This is a genomic window from Paenibacillus sp. XP01, assembly GCF_057364885.1.
This window is the reverse complement of record NZ_CP139481.1, coordinates 1277405-1296347: the sequence shown is the minus strand read 5'-3', so window position 1 is coordinate 1296347 and position 18943 is coordinate 1277405. Positions and strand designations below refer to the sequence as shown.

The 18943-nt window shown below is 51.6% G+C and carries 16 protein-coding genes; 8 read left to right on the top strand and 8 right to left on the bottom strand.

The genetic code is table 11. The annotated features are described in order from the left end of the window. Positions 1-8 precede the first annotated feature (8 nt). From SNR34_RS05840 to SNR34_RS05830, 3 genes are all read right to left on the bottom strand, one after another. Positions 9-2930, bottom strand: coding sequence for a glycoside hydrolase family 9 protein (locus SNR34_RS05840; RefSeq protein WP_486182409.1), 2922 nt, complete (start codon positions 2928-2930; stop codon positions 9-11). Positions 2931-3248: 318 nt separating this feature from the next. Continuing rightward, complete coding sequence (locus SNR34_RS05835; RefSeq protein WP_486181407.1) at positions 3249-4985, bottom strand: methyl-accepting chemotaxis protein; 1737 nt, start codon at positions 4983-4985, stop codon at positions 3249-3251. A gap of 385 nt (positions 4986-5370) precedes the next feature. After that, positions 5371-5931 (bottom strand): undecaprenyl-diphosphatase, encoded by a 561-nt coding sequence (locus SNR34_RS05830; protein ID WP_486181406.1) that lies wholly within the window; start codon positions 5929-5931, stop codon positions 5371-5373. 184 nt (positions 5932-6115) lie between these two features. Between SNR34_RS05830 and SNR34_RS05825 the strand changes: the two genes are divergently transcribed. After that, positions 6116-7135, top strand: coding sequence for an LCP family protein (locus tag SNR34_RS05825; RefSeq protein ID WP_486181405.1), 1020 nt, complete (start codon positions 6116-6118; stop codon positions 7133-7135). Positions 7136-7255: 120 nt separating this feature from the next. Further along, a complete protein-coding gene (locus tag SNR34_RS05820) occupies positions 7256-8494 on the top strand; it encodes an acyltransferase (RefSeq protein WP_486181404.1) in 1239 nt (412 codons plus the stop codon). A 104-nt stretch (positions 8495-8598) separates the two neighbouring features. Here SNR34_RS05820 and SNR34_RS05815 read toward each other — a convergent pair whose 3' ends face one another. After that, a complete protein-coding gene (locus SNR34_RS05815) occupies positions 8599-9330 on the bottom strand; it encodes a hypothetical protein (RefSeq protein WP_486181403.1) in 732 nt (243 codons plus the stop codon). 292 nt (positions 9331-9622) lie between these two features. Between SNR34_RS05815 and SNR34_RS05810 the strand changes: the two genes are divergently transcribed. Further along, on the top strand, positions 9623-10573 hold the full coding sequence (locus SNR34_RS05810; protein WP_486181402.1) for a hypothetical protein: 951 nt from the start codon (positions 9623-9625) through the stop codon (positions 10571-10573). A 26-nt stretch (positions 10574-10599) separates the two neighbouring features. Continuing rightward, a complete protein-coding gene (locus SNR34_RS05805; protein ID WP_486181401.1) occupies positions 10600-10851 on the top strand; it encodes an NHLP leader peptide family RiPP precursor in 252 nt (83 codons plus the stop codon). Positions 10852-10914: 63 nt separating this feature from the next. Here the strand turns inward: SNR34_RS05805 and SNR34_RS05800 are convergent, their stop codons facing one another. Both SNR34_RS05800 and SNR34_RS05795 read right to left on the bottom strand, forming a co-directional pair. Beyond that, positions 10915-12816, bottom strand: coding sequence for an ATP-binding protein (locus SNR34_RS05800; RefSeq protein ID WP_343261561.1), 1902 nt, complete (start codon positions 12814-12816; stop codon positions 10915-10917). A 159-nt stretch (positions 12817-12975) separates the two neighbouring features. Continuing rightward, complete coding sequence (locus SNR34_RS05795) at positions 12976-13257, bottom strand: hypothetical protein (protein WP_486181400.1); 282 nt, start codon at positions 13255-13257, stop codon at positions 12976-12978. Positions 13258-13487: 230 nt separating this feature from the next. On the opposite strand from SNR34_RS05795, the gene SNR34_RS05790 reads away from it, so the two are divergent. Beyond that, the gene (locus SNR34_RS05790; RefSeq protein ID WP_236420126.1) at positions 13488-13847 is read left to right on the top strand and encodes a hypothetical protein; all 360 of its coding nucleotides are present in this window, start codon (positions 13488-13490) and stop codon (positions 13845-13847) included. Between the two features lie 125 nt (positions 13848-13972). Here the strand turns inward: SNR34_RS05790 and SNR34_RS05785 are convergent, their stop codons facing one another. Further along, positions 13973-15196, bottom strand: a complete 1224-nt coding sequence (locus tag SNR34_RS05785) for an MFS transporter (RefSeq protein WP_236420127.1) — start codon at positions 15194-15196, stop codon at positions 13973-13975. A gap of 257 nt (positions 15197-15453) precedes the next feature. On the opposite strand from SNR34_RS05785, the gene SNR34_RS05780 reads away from it, so the two are divergent. The 3 genes from SNR34_RS05780 (at position 15454) to SNR34_RS05770 (ending at position 17875) form a co-directional block, all read left to right on the top strand. Then, entirely contained in the window at positions 15454-16104 is a 651-nt protein-coding gene (locus tag SNR34_RS05780) for a peptidylprolyl isomerase (protein WP_343261560.1), read from the top strand. 521 nt (positions 16105-16625) lie between these two features. After that, complete coding sequence (locus SNR34_RS05775) at positions 16626-16883, top strand: YqkE family protein (RefSeq protein WP_486181399.1); 258 nt, start codon at positions 16626-16628, stop codon at positions 16881-16883. A 200-nt stretch (positions 16884-17083) separates the two neighbouring features. Further along, the gene (locus SNR34_RS05770) at positions 17084-17875 is read left to right on the top strand and encodes an SDR family oxidoreductase (protein WP_486181398.1); all 792 of its coding nucleotides are present in this window, start codon (positions 17084-17086) and stop codon (positions 17873-17875) included. A gap of 111 nt (positions 17876-17986) precedes the next feature. On the opposite strand, the gene SNR34_RS05765 is transcribed toward SNR34_RS05770, so the two are convergent. Then, on the bottom strand, positions 17987-18772 hold the full coding sequence (locus SNR34_RS05765; RefSeq protein WP_486181397.1) for a YwaF family protein: 786 nt from the start codon (positions 18770-18772) through the stop codon (positions 17987-17989). Positions 18773-18943: the final 171 nt, after the last annotated feature.

The window sequence follows — 18943 nt, the reverse complement described above, 5'->3', positions numbered from 1 at the left end:
CTGTTGTCTCATGGTTCAATGCCCCAGGCCTTTATGCCGTCGATATGCGCCGTTACTTTGTTCCAGGCGGCGAAGCCCGTCATTGCCCCGTCGTACGAGTAATCGTTGGTCTGATCGAAGCTCGCCCAATTCGTTTTGGAGAACCGTCCCTGGATCACGCCGGTCTCCGCGCCTGGTGCCAGACTGCCCGCTCCCGGCTTGAAGCCGATCTCCAGCACGGTATCCGCATTGCTCTTCGCCGGGTTCAGCGGGATGAAGGCAGCCTCCACGTTGCTGCTGCCGATCTGGGCATAGTCGCACCAGAAGCTCATGTCCACGTTGCCGTCCTTCGTAAAATAGTATCGAACCTTCACTTGGCTGAGGTCGATCGCTTCGGTGCCGGTGTTCTTCAAATTGAACTGCGGCGTAATGGCATTGCCGCTCGCTCCCGCCCCGCCATTGCGGTACTGTACCTCCAGCGTTCCCGTCCCAGCCGGAGACGCGGTCGGTGTCAGCGTCACTTCGTTCGACAGCGTCTGGCCGCTGCCGTTGCTCGCGGCGATCCGGTACGTGTACGTCGTACCGTTCACGGCGGCGGCATCCGTATAAGTCAATGCCGTCAGCCCTGCCGCCACCTCTTCAAATGCCCCGCTCCCCGTTCGCCGCTGCACCGCATAGCTGTCCGCGCCGTCCGAAGCGGCCCAGGCCAGTACCGCCTGCGCATCGCCTGCCGTCCCTACGAGCGTGAACGCGCCGGGCAAGGCGCTGCCTGCCTGCGGCACAGCCGATGCCTGCGCCGACGCAGCGGATTCGCCTGCCGCATTTACGGCGGTTACGACGTAATAATACGTCTTGCCGTTCGTCAGCCCGGTGTCCGTATAGGTCGTTCCGTTCACATTGGCAGCCACTGCCGTGTACGGGCCCCCATCTGCCTCGGCACGTTTGACGGTGTAAAAGCTCGCTCCTACGGAAGCCGTCCAGCTCAAGGTGATCTGGCCCTGGCCTGCAGCAGCCTGCAACGAAGCTGGCGCAGACGGGACCATTACGGGCAAGACGCCCGGTTCCTGGCCGTAAACGAGCCGTCCGGCATCGTATACCGGCAAATGCGCGCTCCTTTGCGGAGTCCCGGCTGCCAATCCCGAATGGGACGGATCGTTGGCCGCGCTCCATGCACCTTGCGGTCCGCTGATGCGAAACTGCACTTCTTTCCGATAATGGCCCTCGCCGCCGGGGTAAAGCTTGGTCCCGCTATAATCCGCCGTTACGGCATAGATTCGGCGAGCCTTATCAACGACGATGGGCTGTGATACGGCTGCTCCCTCGCTGTAGGCCGTCGTCACGCGAACGTCGGCGACCGTATACCCTGCGTCGTATACCTCACTCAGATCGAGATAATAACGGAAGGACAGCCGGTCTCCCATTTTGGCAGGCCACGCGGAGCGATTGTTCAATAATGCCCGAATCTCCGTATAATCGGGGCCCTCGGCCTTAATGGATGCCTCGACGAAATATTCATCCGTCTTTTCCTCGGGTTCCGGAAAATTCGCCAACGGTTCATCGCCTTGCCCGAACAACAGGTTCATTTTGGCAAGCGCTCCCGTAAACGCTGCATTATAATCAATCGCCACCTCGTTGCTTACATAATCCGAAATGGAGTCCGTGTAACCGTCGGATGCATCAGGCCCACCCACCATCGCGCCGTATAAGGTATGGCGATGGGATGCCGGAATGTTTTCGCTGTTCGCCCATGAACCATGGGCTGTGCGATGATGCGGATGCTGCGGCGGATTCTGCCCGTATCCGACGACGTAACTGCCTTGACGCGGATTGTCGCCGAGGATGTAATTGATCTGCGAGACGGCAAAATCCCGATACCTCGCTTTCTTCGCCGGATCATTCACCCAGTCGGAATATACGAACGAAATGAAAGCCGCATTCGCCGCATATCGAAGCGATCCCCACTGGTCCAGCCAGGCCAGGCCGCCAGGCGTGTATCTCACCCTTTGCCCATTCGTTCCGACCGTCCAATAATCCAAGTTACGCTCCGCGGATTGGATGAACCTTGCCGCTTCGGGCATGTTCAGCCCAGACGTGATGCGTGCCAGCAAAATTTGGGCACCATAGTTTTTATTGTCCCAACCATGCGTCCATGTAAATGGCCAGTTGTATGCCCCTCCGGTCGAGGGCCATGCATCGGTTGCGGCTATCGCCTTGGACAAGTAAGCGTTATCATTTGTTGCCAGATAAAGCCATGTCGCTCCCCATGCCAGTTCATCTTCGTAGCCTGACCAGGAATTGTAGAACGTTCGCGCATCCGTAATGCAGTCGGAATATTTGCCACGATACGTGTCGGCAAAATGATAGAGCTCCTTTGCGTGCTGCAGCAATCTGGAGGCATACGACGGATCATCCGCCGCAAAAACGATCGAAGATGCCGCAAGTGCCGCCGCCGTTTCTCCCGCAAGGTCGCTGCCCGGACAAGAGGCATCGATTTTAAATGCCGGGCGATCCATCGGCATGACTTCGGCCGGTCCCCACCAGGCATGGTCCGTTTGACCCGCTCCGACTTGTCCCCATAATTCGTTCGGTTTTGTGTGCGCTTTCATAAAATAATCCGTCGCCCAGCGGATGTTATCCTTGATTTCCTCGAGTTGACCGGCCTGTTCGTATCCTTCGCGGTATTCTACCACAGACCAGGCGAGCATCGTGGCAGAGTATGCCATCGGCAAACCGAATTTCACGTGATCTCCGGCATCGTACCAACCTCCGGTCAGATCCACGCCGACGTCGGCCCCGTCCCTCAAGCCCGAATCGCCGCGCCATTCTACCCTGTTCGACTCCGGCAAAGTTCCGGAACGCTGGGTTTCATAGAAATAAATCGCCTTCTGCAGCGCTTCTGCATAGTTGTGGCCATTTGCGGCCGCATCCGCTCTGTCCGTCAACCCATGCATGAATGTACCTCCTGTCAACAGTCCTGCCGATAACGCCAACATAACGAGACGTTTACGCCAGCTTGACTTCATCTCCAACCATTCAACTCCTCCGTCTTTCGTATTGTTCGATTGCCCCATGTCGAGGTTTGTTTAAACCGCTCCTTTCCATGGCGTGACTCCAAGTTTTTCCACCATTAATTTCCATTATAGTCTTTTGCACCGGATGCAATATAAGCTTTGGTGACTTCCGGAATAACATTGTTGTGACCTGGATCAGGCATGCAAAAAAACCTTATCCCGCGCCGCTAAACAAGGGCTCGGGATAAGGCACCGGAACTATACTTTGAATTTGTTGATCTGTTCTTGCAGTTCTTCGGCCATCTTCGACAGGGAAGCTGCCGAAGATGCGATTTCTTCCATCGAGGCCAACTGCTCTTCCGTGGCTGCAGATACATTGTGCACACCGCCGGAAGCTTCCTCCGCGATGGCCGACACCTGTTCCACATATTTGACGACTTCGTCGGTGCTCGCTGCCATCTGCTCTGCACCTGCCGACACTTCCTGAATTTCGCCGGCAACTTTGCTGACGGCATTCGAAATCTGTTCAAATGCATCCCCGGCCGCCGTCACGACTTCGATGCCGCTTTCCGTTTCGTTGCTGTTTACTTTCACCGCTTCTACGGCTTGCTCGGTATCGGACTGAATCAGGTGTACCAGCTCCGTGATGCGCTGCGCCGACAGCGAAGACTCTTCGGCCAGCTTGCGCACTTCGCCGGCAACGACCGCGAAACCGCGTCCATGGTCTCCCGCCCGGGCTGCCTCAATGGCCGCATTCAGAGCAAGCAGATTCGTCTGGCGTGCAATGTTGTTGATGACTTCGGTAATCGTGCCGATCTCGGCCGAACGTTCTCCAAGGCCTGTCACCAGTTTGGATAACGAAGCAATCGAAGTACGCACGGAAGCCATCTGCGTTACGGCCTCCTTGATGATCATGTTGCCCTCGGCAGACATGTTGGCCGCATCCACGGCCGATGTGGATACGCTCGTCGCCAACTGCGCGATTTGTTCCGAACCGATCGCCATCTCGCTCATGGCTTGGGACGAACGTTTGACGAGGTTCACCTGCTCGGACGTACCTACGGCCAACTCTTCCACGGTTTCGGAAATCTGCTCGGATGCTTTCGTATTTTGCTCCGCGCTGGCGAGCAGTTCCTCCGAAGAGGCTGCTACCTGTTCCGAGGTCGTCGCCACCGATTCGATCATGACGCGCAAGTTCGCCGTCATCGTATTGAATGAGCCGGCGAGCGTGCCGAGCTCGTCCCTGTTTTTGAGGACGATCGTTTCGCCTGTAAGATCACCGCTCGCAATACGCATGGCCGCTTCATTCATTTGTTTGATCGGTTTTGAAATGATAATCGAAATAAAGATAGCGATGGACATCGCCAGCGCAAACGAAACGATCGTCACGACCAAGATCACGTTAAACGCAAATTCCGCCGATTCAACCGAAGAACTGGTTGCTGCTTCGGACGCCATATTTCCCGAACTGATTAATTGCATAATCGTCTCGTTTGCCGTAAACCAGAACGGGTACGCTTCCCTATGCAATCGGCTTGACTCTTCATAGTTGTTCTCCCGGCCCAACTTGATGAAAGCAGGCATTTTCTCAATATAGGCATTGTAATTCGTGATGTACTTCTCGTACATCTTCAGCGCATCTTCACTCCCCGAAAGATACGTTTTCAGTTGTTCGTTCTTTCCCTTGAGCTCCTCCTGGAGCTGGTCGAGCGTTTCAGCCATTTTGGCGTTCTCGCTCGCGTCCTGTTCCACAATGATCCCCAGTGCCAGCCTTTCGATATCCGACACATCCCCGTTCATTCCCCCAAGAAGAGTAACGACAGGCATCCACGTCTTGTCAATCTCATCCGCTTTCTTTGACATGTTGTGAATCTGGGTCAGGGCATACACGCTTACAAATGCCAGTAAACCTACCACGATTAAAAATCCAGCTAACAATTTCATGCGAATCGTTAATTTAAATCTGTTCTGTGCCGTTCCCCCGGCATCCTTCATGGCTCCCACTCCTTAACTGATACATACCTATAGTATATCGACAAAAATCGGCAACGATTATAGAGAAGCCATTCGATATTTTTTCAAATTTCATATAACTTCCGCAAAACTCAAAAAAACTTGAGGTTACTGGCCTGGCCAGCATCCATCAAGCTTTTGCTTTTACCCTATTCGATGATGGCTCCGCTCCTCCTCTACAAAACTATATAGGTTGAACCTGACATTTACACGATAACGGAGAGGGCAGAAAGAATCTGGAGAAGCGAAGCGGTCGCATTTATCACCGGATTTTCCCTTTGAAAAAAGGGGATCAAAAAAATCCGGGGATAACAGTGATCGGAAGATGGTTCTGACCACGTAGTGACTCCGTGTAAAAATCATCGGTTCAACTTATATAGCGAAAAACTTTGCGATGCCATTTGATGAAAAAATCAGGGACCGACTTCGTATAATTGCGCGTCACGATCAATGCCACGCTGACCAGGCTCCCCAATAGGAAACCGCCCAAAATGTCGCCAGGATAATGAACGCCTGCATATACGCGGGACACGCCCGTTAGCACAGCGAGCAGCAGCATCCACCATCCAAATCGCCGCCCGATAAAAAAGGAAGCTGCCGCAAGCGCAAATACAAAGGATGCATGTTTGCTGGGAAACGACGGATCGGGCACATGCGGAATAAGCTGGTTCACGTGGCCTTCGACGAATGGCCTTGGATGGTCCACGATCGGCGAAATCGCCCACTTTGCAAGACATAAAGATAGAATGGATGCCACACACGCATAGAAAACGATGCGCTGTTTGGCAGGGTTGCCCATAAACCAGACGATGACAAGCAGGGCGATCATGACCCATGCTGCATATTCAGCCGACGTCATCATGAACCAGTCCAATAGCGGTACATGATCGGCAAATTGGTTAATCCAGTCGAAGACAGATTGATTCACGGTATTATTTCACACTCCATTTACAACAAACTCGATTATTTTTTACACTTTATCGATTCACCAACGAAATGTCAAATTTATGCCCGTAATACCTAACATTCGAAATCAAAGGGGACATTCCTCTTACTTTTTGTTAAAATAGTTGGGGTTACATATCAGTTCAACGATAGAAAGGTGAAATTTCATGCTGAAGAAATGGTTATGGGGGACCGCTCTGACCCTGGCTCTTGCCGTAACGGGAATCATCATTTACTACGGATATTCGATCGCTCATTTTGCCAATAGCATATCGACGGCCTCGCACACCCCAACGGCTTCTACGGAGACAGGCAGCTCAGAGAATGCGCCAGAAACCGCTATACCGAAATGGGAAGGCAAAGAGCGCGTGAACATCCTGCTGCTTGGGGGCGATTCCCGCGGAGATGATGCAGGCCGATCGGACTCGGTCATGGTCGCTTCCATTGATCCGGTCACCAAAACCGCCCATCTGTTCTCCGTGCTGCGCGACACCTATGTCGACATTCCGGGGCATGGCAAAAGCCGGCTGAACGCCGCGTTTTCCTATGGCGGAGCCGAATTGACCAAACAAACCGTAAGCCATCTGCTGGGCATCCCGATCCAGCACTACGTCTACACCGATTTCACCGGTTTCATCGCGCTCGTGGATGCGGTCGGCGGCATTGATATCGACGTGGAAAAGGACATGCACTACACCAGCAAAGCCGACAAGCATATGTACGATATCGATCTGAAGAAAGGACTTCAGCATATGGACGGAAAAACGGCTTTGCAATACGTGCGTTTCAGGCATGACGCCACATCGGACTTTACCCGCACCGAGCGGCAGCGGATCTTTATGACCGAGCTGGCCAAAAAGCTGCAAAGCACCTCTTCGCTATTCAAAGTGCCGGAAATTCTGGAAGCGGTGGCTCCGTACATCGAGACGGATCTCAGTCCGACCCAGATGCTGAAGCTGGCTGCGCTCGGATTTGACATTAATGTCAACGAGATTGATAAACAGCAGATCCCTCCGTATAAGCTGCTGACCAACGAAATGGCGGGCTCCGCTCAGGTTCTGGGCGTGGATGTCAACAAGCTGCAAGCCTACATTCAGGATTTGTTCGATCAAGATGCGCAGCAGCAGACGCAAACAGAGAGTGATTCTGAAAGCGAACTTGAAATAGAAACCAAAACCACAAATTGAAACACAACCCTGACGGACGGCGATAAGCCGTCTTTTTTTGCCTCTTTTCCCCATTTAATGCGGGCTTAATGTTGAGCAGGTACGCTTTAATGATGAAACGGCGACAAGGAGGGAGTATGGATGGGCAAAACACGTATCGAAGAATGGACGCAGCTGCGGGGACTCGCTTTTCTTGCGATCGTCATGCAGCATAACATTGCCGAATACATCTACCGCCTGGACATTGAACAGCCGGATTCCATCATGCTGGCCATGATCTATCATTTGACGCGTTTTGGCACGCCAACGTTTGTTTTTTTGTCAGGTGTGCTGCTGTTCTATCATCATCGTCATGCCAAACCGGATTACGGCCGCTTTATTCGCAAACGTTTCGGAGACATTTTCGTTCCGTTCATCGTCTGGACGGGAATTTACTGGATTGCGGTTCGCATCTTTACGCCTCAATTCTGGCAGGCAGATTCGCTGGATGTCACAAGTTTGCTGCGTGAACTGGTTATTCCGCAAACGGGATACCACCTCTGGTTTATCATCATGATTTTTCAATTCTATTTGCTGTTCCCTCTCTTTCTCAAGGGTACGGACCTGATCGAACAGCGAATCTCCGCTGCCCGAAGATTAAGCCGGGGGAAGTGGGTTGCTCTTCTCGTTCTGGCAGCTGCGGCATGTTATGCCCTGCTGATGAAATGGTCCTATTATGATATGGCCGGGTGGACAGCCGCATGGTCGCGGCCTTGGTCGTTTTTGCTGGAATATCGATCTTATTCCTGGATGATGTACTGGTTTTATTTTGTGCTGGGCGCCGTATGTGCCTGGTCGGTCGATGATTGGCGTCACTGGACCGTACGCGCCCTCCCTTATACGAGCTGTGTATTCATTGGTATGTATGTGTGGCTTGGTTACGACGTGCTTCGAGGTTCTGGCGAAACGATGAACCTGAACATCTCGACCTACCTGAAACCGACGACCTTTGTCATCATTATGGCCCAGATGCTGATGCTGTATGGCTTTCTCGTCCTGTTGCGCGGCCAGAACACGCGGTTTCAGCGCCTGCTGGCATGGATCGGCCGTTATTCATTCGGCGGTTATCTCGTTCATGCACTTGTTATTTACGGCATTGCGTACGTCACCCGGCCGCTGCAGTTGGCTGGATGGCATTTGCCGATGACGCTGTTATCCTTTGCCTTGACGGCGGTGGCAGCACTTGGCATCAGCCGCGGCTTATCGCGTTTGCCCGGAGCGCGCTATTTGACCGGCTTGAACAAGGGGAATCCCACCAATTCCAAGCTAAACCGTTCCAATGGTGAGCCAACTCACGGCACGCCGCGATCCGATCGCCCGGTTGCCAAACCTTATCTTTGAAGCAACGCGCATTGGCATAAAAAAAAGGGCTGCCCCGTCGCATTCATGAAGCGCTGGGCAGCCTGATTACATATAGGCGTAAGTGTTCCTTCACACCTTATTATTTATTTTGCTTCCGCTCCAGCGGGATGCCCTGGAGCGCGGTCATGGGGTGCAGGGCGCGCCCATCCCTTGCGGTGCACCAATCGCTGAAGATCATCCGTTAACTGCTCCTTCAGCTTGTCGATCAGTTGGGTCTCACTTATCCCGTGAGCTTTGGCCACTTCGGCCAACGATTTGCCACTCTGCAGCTGCTTCTGCAGCTCTTCGGGCGTAATGCCGATAAATTCGGCGATGACCTTGTGGTTAATGGGTGGCTTTTTGCCTGCAATACCGGCAAACTCACGCCGCAAGTCCTTCAGTGGCGTGCGAATGACTTTCAGCAGCTTCTGATCCATGGACTGTTTGGCTGCCGCCGCCTGTTCTTTCGTCAGGCAGCCTTCGTTCGCGGCTTTGTCCAGTCTCTGAGACAGTGTCGGCTTCAATTTCTCGAGCAATTGGCTTTCGCTCCAGCCTTTGCGTTCCTTCGCGATCTGAGCCAGCGTTTTGCCCTGCTCCATTTGCTCCTTCAGCTCCCTGAGTCCCACGCCGAGCAGGTCCGCTGTTTCGCCAATCATGAACAGACCGTGGCTGGCCTGCATGCATGGAGCCTTCTCACCCGTAAACGAGGATGCAGGGGCTACACGCTCGCTGCCCCCTTGAACGGCTGGCGCGTTGGCCGAAACCAGATTTCCAGCCGCAAAGAACAGCGCAGCCGCCATGAAGCCAGCCAGCCATTTTTTTTCATTTATTTTCATGTTCATCCTACCTTTCGTGTACACATGGATTCGTAACAAAATGTCATGCAAAGCCTCTCTCTCTATTTTGGTCCCATTATCCTTTTTTTTATTCCAACATTTTGCATGTTTCGATCCAAAATAGGCTTGAGAGTCCTCAATTACTGCCATAACGTCTTAAATGTCACCATATTTTTCACAATCCATCACAAAAAAACCTATTTTTTTCAAATATTTTCCGCTATACTGGGATTAACTCCAAGATCTAGTCAAATAGTCCTTGAATTCACTCAAGCAGGAAGGACGTAATCCAATGATGCGGAGAGAATGGTTTGATCCGTTTAGATCCGATGTGGAGGTGGTATTCGCTGCCGCCGAGCAGCTGGTGCAAAACTATCCCGGACCGATATCCCATTATGCCGGGGAACAGCTCAAATTGGCCAATCCCTTATTGCGGGATAGCGGGCACAGCTATATTGGTTACATCATCCCTCTGTGGATGCAACACGCCGGCCCCGGCAGACTTCCCGCAGAGACCGCACACAAGTTAAGCACAGCCTGTCTGATTCATATGTTGTATTTTCTGATCCAGGATGAAATCATGGATCAGCGTCCCGAAGATATCACACTCAAGCTGGCACTCGGAAATCTGTACTACGTCGATGCGCTGGGCATATACCGTGAATTGTTCGGCAACACGTCCCTATTCTGGAGTTATTACAGACAATATGTCATGGAATGGTCGACCGGTGTCACAGAAGAAACGATGTCGGACCCCTTTGGCATCAATCCGCTTCGGAATGCGCAAAAGGCCGCACCTTTACTGCTCGGAGCCGCAGGTTCTCTTCTGCTGCTGGAACAAGAGGAACGGATTCCTTCCCTATGCGCCGACCTTGACATTGCGCTGATGACGCTTCAGATGACCGACGATTTTACGGATTTCAATGAAGATGCCGAGCATGGGAATTACAACAGCTTCCTTTCGCACGTATCTTCGGCCATGAAGCTGGATTACCCGGCATATCCCGTAAGTGAGCAGGTTATTCGCAACACGTACAATTCCCGGTTTATGAAGTCCTATGCAGACATTGCCTGGCATCATTACACTCTTACATCGTCTAACGATTGGATTCCGCAACTCCGGTCGTTCAACCTTTTTTTATGCTCTGCCTTGGATCAAGCGATTGAAGAGGTAGAGGCCCACAAAAAATCGTTAATGCAAGGCGGCTTTTCGTATCTGATTCATGCCAGTCAACAATCATGATCCAAACAATCCAAAATGGGAAGGGAATGTTCACAATGATGGTATCAGAAAAAACAATGCGTGAGGATATTATTGAAAAAGCGTGGATGGACGAGCAGTTCAGACAGCAGTTGCATGCCAATCCAAAGCAAGCTTTGCGCGAGGCATTCGGCATTGAGATTCCGGACAACGTGAAAATCCGTACGGTGGAAGAACAACAAAACGATTATGTGCTCGTTATTCCTCCAAATCCCTCCAAAGTCAATTATGATGTAAATTGCGGACCTTGGAGAGATTAATATTCCCATTCTGATCATCCAGGGGTAGCGGACAAAAAAAGGTTGTACCCTCTGCCGGGCTCGTCAACTGACGAACTCGGCAAACGATACAACCGCTTCTGTCCCTACCCCTTTAGTGCTTGTAAACGAGATTTGTCCGTTCATAGCCTCTACAATACGGAACGTCACCATCATGCCCAGGCCCGTCCCCTTAATTTTGTTCGAAAAATAGGGTTCACCCAGACGATGCAATGCTTCTTCATCCATTCCTTCCCCGTTATCCCTGACATGGACCTTGATGATGCCGTCCTGCGCATACGCCCAGATGTCAATTTGACCCTGTCCTTGAAGAGCCTCGATGCTATTTTTGATGATGTTGATAAAGGCTTGCTTGAACTTTGAGGAATTGCCCCGAATCCAGAGGTTTGGCGGAATATCCGTCGTAATTTTCCCGCCCTCCAGATTCGCCATGGGTACAAGAATGCCTTCGATATGATCGAATTCTTCAGCGATGTTGAGCGAGGCAATCTGATCGAATTCCGGCTTCGCAAACGTCAAGAAATCGGTAATGATATCCGAGGCACGATCCAACTCTTCCAGGGCGATTCTCACGTATCCTTTATTTATATGGTCTTCCTGTTCTGTCATCAGCTGCAGGAAACCTCTCGTTACCTGTAGCGGATTGCGGACTTCGTGTGCCACGGAAGCCGCCAGTTCGCTGATGATTTCCATTTTCTCCGAACGCTGCAATTCGTTGTTGAACAGTTCCAGTTCCTTGGAGTATTCAATCACCTTCGTATGTTTTTCGGCAAACCGGCTGCCCAGAATGGCAATAAGCGATACGATAAACGCCGCCATGGACCATTTCCACCATGTGAGGTGATATGCTCCGCCGCGTTGGTAAAACCATAACAATTCCGCAACGCTCACCAAAGCAAACGTACCGAAACCTGCCGCGAGCATGATGGCTTCCCTGTTCTTTTGCATCGCTTTGGAGACCGTGCCGATCATCAGCAAAGTGAGCAAAACGACGAGCACGATTCCGTTCCCCTTTTGCACCAGAATCACGTAGAGCAAGTTCACCTGCCCCTCGGAAGCAAAATAAACGCTCAATGCCAGGATGGCAATAATGGAGTACACCAGTTGGAACTTTCTCAATTTGGTAAATACGCCGTACGGCCCTCTCCCGATAATCTGTTCGAAGAAATAACATAATGCAGGCATGCCTGACAGCATGGCCGTATCAAACAAAACGGAATAGAGGTTGCCTTGGTTTTGATAGAACGTGTATAGAAATGGCGAATACGTAATAATCATGATTCCGATGGATCCCATGACAACGCATAGCGAAATCCACAGGCCTTTATGAAACTTCCCAAAAAAGAACGTACAGCTCACCATCGTAATTGCCGTAAACAGGAACGTTGCTCCGAGAATGACATCGAGCAGCCCGCTGTGAATGTACTTCTCCTGCAAAACGGTATATCGCCCAATTTCCACAGTGCCTTGAATGCCCAAACGACCATTGCTGTTCTCGGACCATATGTAGAGCCGATCACCCGAATTGCTTTGATTGAGGGGAAGTAAAACGGCATTATTGTCATAATTATAATGATAGTTTTCATACACTTTACGGTCTTGCAAATACATGACGATATGCTGGCCCTTAATGTTCTCGAAACGTATAGCCGGGCTATCCTCATTCAATTCCGGGATCGTAAGACGAGTCCATAAGGATTGGGTGGGCTGCCCCGAAGATTCGTAATCCATTCGGCCTGAACCTCTTCTCTCCCACACGTCATCCAGACCGCTGATTTCGCTAATAAACCCTTGGTCATTCACATTTCCCCATTTAATCTCCCACATCGTAACGGGGATAGAACGGTTATTCTCTTGAACAGCCGCCGCGCTCGTACCAAGTGGCCAGACCATGAAAAATAACAATCCGATCCATAGGACGATGATTGCTTTGGGCACATTTTTCATTCACAGCACCTCAAAGTTCTAATTTTCTATCTCCCCTTCTTTGCTTCATGTTATCATTCGCCATATGTGAAGATGTCACCTTCTAAAGTCGGTAGAAAAAATCACATTTTAGTATAAATATATATTTTTTCCATTTTGGAGATGATCTCTCCAATTCGGTTATCCATTTAAATCCTCATACTGGTTTTCAATCATTTCGCGCTCCATCTTCTCATGGCGCTGGCGAAATTCCAGCCACTGCTCCGTTTCTTCATCTTCGTAGATGGTCCATATGTCGGAGAAAAGAAAATCGCGGAACTGCACGACTTGTCCTGCCCAGATGCCACCGACCCAGAACAGCCCGTCCGGACGCCGGATCACGGTTCGCGAGAACCCTGGCGTTGACGCCTTTTGCCCGATCCTGATCCGACCGATCATATTGCCTAGCGTAAACCAATCCAAACCAAGCCCTCCTTTTTACTACGTTTAATGATATCACAGACAAAAGACAAAAATCTGCAAAATCGTCCTTATACAACCATTAATGCCGTTTATGGCTGGCCGCCGTTGGATATTCAAGCGCGGTATTTCATTCACGCTTCCCCGGAAATAATAACTTGGCGGGATTGCATCCCTGCGCTTGAGGGTAATACAAAACAAGAACGCCAATTTGCCGCAAGGAGTTGATGAAGATGCCAGATCAACCGACCGGGAATAACGAAAGCGACCGTGTCTACGACCGTTACCAACGTTATCGCGACTTTCCCCCTGAAATTGAAATGCCATCCGGAGAAATGGAAGCTTTGGATGAAGGTACCGGACAACGCATCCAAATGGAAGATGATCCGTCCCGCAAAGTTTCCAGAGTTCAGAGATTGAACGACCAGCATGAAGAGCAGCTTGAGTCACGCACCGCAGAGCCTGTCCTGGAATCCGTTCCCGACGCGGATACACTATTTCCGAACAGTCCGGTAGACCCCGCCGCACCTGATCCGGATGCACCCCATGGCACGGATCTCATCAATGGTGCAGGCGGAGCTTCGCCTTCGTAACGCATCGGAATCCCGCTGTAATTGGAGAATACCGTTTGCCGTATAAACGCCCAAAAAAACTGACACATCCAGTGGTTGTGTCAGTTTTTTCATTCGTTCAAACAAACCGTTTCCGATTCGCCGAATTACGTTGAAACCTTATCTGATGAAGACTTGTCGGCACCAGGCAGCCTTCGCTCCAGTCCGGACCATCTGGCGGCAATCGCCGTCAGCAGCAGCGCAGCTCCATTGATGACGAAGATCCAGCGAATGGGCAGCCATCCGCCGAGCATGCCGCCGATGAGCGGCCCGGCCATCGTCCCGATCTGGGAAGCAGACTGGTTCAGGCTGAAGGCTCTGCCGCGGAACCCTGGCTCGGTTACCTGTACGATCATGGCATTGATCGCCGGGAATACGGCTGCGAAGAACAAACCGTACACGAACCGCAATATGCCGAACCCTACGTAACCCGTCGTGAAAAACTGCAACAGATTCCCGACGGCTCCCCCTACAAGTCCGATGATCAGCACTTTGCCATAACCGATGCGGGAACCGATCTTCCCCCATTTCGGGGCCATGATCACGGTTGCAATTCCCACGGCCGAGAAAATGATGCCTGAGCTGAGCGAAGCCCGGTCCGGCTGTACGCCCATTTCCATGACGTACACGGTCAGCAGCGGTTCCAGAATCATGACCGAGAACGTGCATATGCCCATCATGCCGAGCACCGTTATGAACACGCGATTGGCTCTCGCTTCGCGAATGTCATCCATGACATGGGAACGCGCCTTGTTCCGGTTGAAATTCTGTTCTTTGACCCAAAAGGTAGCAATCAGGGCCGAAATAAGGACCACGATCGCCGAAAACAAAAACGCGCTTCGATTGCCATAATAGTGGCTGACCACACCGCCGATGAGCGGCCCGATGATGCCGCCCGTCGCTCCGGACGTCGACATGATGCCGAGCGCATACCCCGTTTTTTCTTCTGGCGTATTGGTGCCTACCAGAGCTATCGCTGCCGGGACGAAACCGGCCAGCAGCCCTTGAAACGTGCGAACGACGATCAGCGAATACGGGTCCTGAATGAAATAATTGATCAAATACAAGACCGCAAGGCTGTATCCCGACCGGATCAGCATCGGCTTGCGACCGTACTTGTCGGCGAGTGACCCCCAGAAGGGCGACACCAGCGCACTGGCCAGAAACGTGATGCCAAAAGCAAGCCCTGACCAGAACTCCAGATGATTCCGAACGCCCAGATCATGACTTAGAAACAAGGGCAGAAACGGAATGGAGATGGAATAGGCCGTGCTGCAAAAAAACACCCCTATCCACAAAATAACCAGATTGCGCTTCCACGAGAAGTTCATATCCCTGCACGTCCTTTCCTTTGCCGACGCCGGGACTGCCGCATATGCTGGAGCGAACGGTACAGACCCGTACGTCCCTGCCTGAGGAAGCATTTCCCTTATTTTACACCCATCCTCCCATGAAGGCCATCCTTTATAGTCTGCGTCTATGCCATCGATTGCCTTTTCGGCGGCAAAAAAGGTATGATAGTTTGTGGATGACGACAGGCCTTACTGTCAGAACCCCGACGATGCACATTGCAGGGAGGAACGTCTTCATGTTTGGTCGATTGAAAAAAACGACGGCAACTTCGCTGATGCTGGCGTTGTTGCTTATCATCATTAGCGGCTGCGGGCGCGCATCCAGCGGCGCAGCCGAAACACCCGAACCGGTCGAGCCGGAAGGCCCGAACCCGGTGGCAACCATCGAGATGCAGGATGGACAAAAAATCGTCATCGAGCTGTACCCGGGCATCGCGCCGAATACGGTGAACAACTTCATCTCGCTGGCGAACAAAGGCTTTTACGACGGAACGATCTTCCATCGCGTCATTCCGGGCTTCATGATTCAGGGCGGAGATCCGAACGGAAATGGTACCGGGGGACCCGGATATACCATTAAAGGCGAATTTACGTCCAACGGCCATAAAAACAATCTGAAGCACACGCGCGGCGTCATTTCCATGGCGCGAAGCGGGAATGATCTGGATTCGGCAGGCTCTCAGTTTTTCATTATGGAATCAGATGCCGACTATTTGGACAACGCTTATGCCACGTTCGGCAAAGTAACGGAAGGCATGGAGGTCGTGGATGCCATCGCTGCTCAAGAACGAGGCAAGAAGGACAAGCCCCTTCAGGATCAAGTCATGAAAAAGGTGACCGTCGACACCCATGGGCTCGAATATCCTGAACCGGTCAAAATGCCTTAATTGAACGTATAAAGCTCTGCCCTTCGCCGATGTGCGGAAGGCAGAGCTTTATCGTTTTGTCCCTTTTTCGTTGTTAGCGTTTACATTTATCAAAACCAAAACCCTCGCTTTACGTTTTTTCGTGCATGTAATGAAATCCATAACCCGTAACCCGTAATGGTGGCTCTCCTGTGCTTCGAAATGGTTCTGCAGCATCCTACAACATATGGCTGAGCATAAGCACCCAACCGATAATCGCCATCCACAGCGGGATGCTGAAGGCACACCCCCATGCAAGCCCTTTCAATAAACTGCGGTTCATTTCCACGACCAACGACTCCTTTCACCAGGGAATAGTCGAAGTATCGGTAATAATATATGAGTTTATACCCTTTTTCATTCGCTCTGAAGCTTCCACTTTCCTGCTTTTTGGCCTGCTCCATGGAACGGATTTTGCGAACCTGATATACTATAATGACTACCCTGCAACAGGGTGTCTGCATGCCATACTGATGTATGTTTTTGAAAGGAGATCGATTCCCATGGCCAAATCCAAAAAACACTCCCCTGCCCCAAAGGCATCCCAAGATAAACCGGCAACGCTGAAAGACCTTCTGAGCAGCGACGTGCTGGCAAAGCTCAAAGCACAGGCCGATGAGGCCAAGGCGGCGGAAACGGAACGCAAAGAACGGGAACGTCAGGAAGCGGAAGCAGTACGCAAAGCGGAACAGAAACGGCTGGAGAACGACTTCGAGTACCTGCTGAACAACAGCTCCTTGGATTGGAAAAAACATAAATAGACGCCATGGCGAAGGCCGATGGCTCTTATGCTACAAACAAGACAGCGTCCCGGGACGCTGTCTTTTTGAGATGGATCGTTTTGTGATGATCGTTTTGTGATGGTTCGTTTTAATGTTTCTTTTGACGCTCATTTTTTGCTTCATGCCTCTCTCGCCGGGTAAATAGGGATAAACCGTCATTTCAGGGAGGAGAATGAACGATGACAGAACATCTAAAGGATAAAGTCGCGATCGTCACGGGAGGCGGTTCGGGCATTGGCCAGGCCACGGCCATCAAATTCGGGGAACAAGGCGCTCAAGTATTCATGCTGGACAGGACCCCGGAGAACGCGGAGGAAACAAAAAGGAGCATTGAAGAAATCGGCGGCATAGCCCATGTGCTGGAGTGCGACGTGTCCAAGCCGGACCAAGTCCGCCAAGCGATCGACCAAGCTGCCCGAATGGCGGGCCGCATCGACGTCGTGTTTGCCAATGCCGGCATTAACGGCACGATGGCCCCCATCGAAACGATGGAGATGGACGATTGGGACCAGACGATGGATATCAACATGCGCGGTACGTTCGCCACGGTGAAATATGCCATCCCCCACATGAAGGAGCGTGGCGGCAGCATCATCATTACGAGCTCGATCAACGGCAACCGCGTATTTTCGGGCATCGGATTCTCGGCATATGCTTCCAGCAAGGCGGGGCAAACGGCTTTCACCAAAATGGCCGCCCTGGAGCTTGCGCGTTATGGCATTCGAGTAAACGCCGTCTGTCCCGGCGCGATTGACACCAACATCGATGACAATACCTATCCTTCGGATGACCTGAAAGAAGTGCAGATTCCCGTCCAGTTTCCGGAAGGCCACGAACATCCGCTGAAAGGCAAGCCCGGAACCTCGGAGCAGGTAGCCAACGTTGTGCTTTTCCTGGCTTCCGATGAAGCGTCCCATGTCACCGGCACGCGCATATACGTGGACGGGGCGGAGTCGCTGCTCCGGGGGTAAGCCTCCTATCGCTTCAATTGCATATCGGCATTTTAGTGCGGCTTCTTGCCGTTATCCCATCTTTCGTTCATCCCGTCGCAGTCGCCTTCCGGCGTACGGCGGGATTTTTCTTTAACGTGTTTCGGAAAGCCGGGCTCCCCTTTTTTCTACCGGATTCGCGTTTCTTATACGATGGATCTTGTCCGGTATGGCAAACAGCAGCACATGCATGAGCGCAAACAAGGCAGCGGCCAATCCTTCCTCCCACAAGATATACAGCGGATAAGGACCGAACACATCCAGGATTGAAGCCGTATCGGGCTTATGGCGCAGGAACATGTAATTGGCACCAAGCATCACATCAACAATATACACGGCCAGGGCAGCCAGATTTACAAAACAGATCGAACCTATGACTGACTTCCAGCCCGGACGCATCTCCTCCACCCAAGTCATGTAAAGCAAAGCAAGAATAATAAGGCCATGGGCAGTGAAAAATTGAATAAAGCGAAAATGCGGGAACGCATAACCAAGGTTGGGCGTCACGATCGCCATCATGGCTCCGGCGATCCCGGCGTACAATAATGCGGAATGCAGCCATTTGCTTCGTGTCAGCAGCAGGACGACGGACAGCAGCAAGGTCAAGCTGCACAGCTCCAGCGGAAGGGACGTTTGCGGGCTCCATACCCCGCCATAGCCATACCATGACTGAAGCATGATTTCCATGGACAACAACATGCCTGCCATGCAGATTCGGAGGACCTTCCTTTTTTTTTCGGACCATGCCCTCAATCTGGATTTCAACACATATAACAACCCGATCGCAGCAGCAATGCCGAACACTGCCCACAAGTGTGGCCAGGAAAACATGATGAACGGTGCCTCATCAAATGGATCAAGCCACTTCGGATCAGCCATTATGATTACGCCCCTTTCTATTGGCCTATATAACGCCAGATCAGTTCTGCCTTTCCGTTAACGTCTGTATGGTTTTTTGCAGTTTATATAATGGGCTTTTTTTACATTCAACCATTGTGGCATCGTTGATGCAATATGTCTATGACATTCGTACAATCGGGTGTTGCGCTT

Excerpts from the sequence above, each read along its gene's own strand:
- SNR34_RS05840 (WP_486182409.1), bottom strand. The coding sequence starts at position 2,930 with ATGCATGGGTTGACGGACAGAGCGGATGCGGCCGCAAATGGCCACAAC.
- SNR34_RS05835 (WP_486181407.1), bottom strand. The coding sequence starts at position 4,985 with ATGAAGGATGCCGGGGGAACGGCACAGAACAGATTTAAATTAACGATT.
- SNR34_RS05825 (WP_486181405.1), top strand. The coding sequence starts at position 6,116 with ATGCTGAAGAAATGGTTATGGGGGACCGCTCTGACCCTGGCTCTTGCC.
- SNR34_RS05820 (WP_486181404.1), top strand. The coding sequence starts at position 7,256 with ATGGGCAAAACACGTATCGAAGAATGGACGCAGCTGCGGGGACTCGCT.
- SNR34_RS05815 (WP_486181403.1), bottom strand. The coding sequence starts at position 9,330 with ATGAAAATAAATGAAAAAAAATGGCTGGCTGGCTTCATGGCGGCTGCG.
- SNR34_RS05810 (WP_486181402.1), top strand. The coding sequence starts at position 9,623 with ATGATGCGGAGAGAATGGTTTGATCCGTTTAGATCCGATGTGGAGGTG.
- SNR34_RS05805 (WP_486181401.1), top strand. The coding sequence starts at position 10,600 with ATGTTCACAATGATGGTATCAGAAAAAACAATGCGTGAGGATATTATT.
- SNR34_RS05800 (WP_343261561.1), bottom strand. The coding sequence starts at position 12,816 with ATGAAAAATGTGCCCAAAGCAATCATCGTCCTATGGATCGGATTGTTA.
- SNR34_RS05790 (WP_236420126.1), top strand. The coding sequence starts at position 13,488 with ATGCCAGATCAACCGACCGGGAATAACGAAAGCGACCGTGTCTACGAC.
- SNR34_RS05785 (WP_236420127.1), bottom strand. The coding sequence starts at position 15,196 with ATGAACTTCTCGTGGAAGCGCAATCTGGTTATTTTGTGGATAGGGGTG.
- SNR34_RS05780 (WP_343261560.1), top strand. The coding sequence starts at position 15,454 with ATGTTTGGTCGATTGAAAAAAACGACGGCAACTTCGCTGATGCTGGCG.
- SNR34_RS05775 (WP_486181399.1), top strand. The coding sequence starts at position 16,626 with ATGGCCAAATCCAAAAAACACTCCCCTGCCCCAAAGGCATCCCAAGAT.
- SNR34_RS05770 (WP_486181398.1), top strand. The coding sequence starts at position 17,084 with ATGACAGAACATCTAAAGGATAAAGTCGCGATCGTCACGGGAGGCGGT.
- SNR34_RS05765 (WP_486181397.1), bottom strand. The coding sequence starts at position 18,772 with ATGGCTGATCCGAAGTGGCTTGATCCATTTGATGAGGCACCGTTCATC.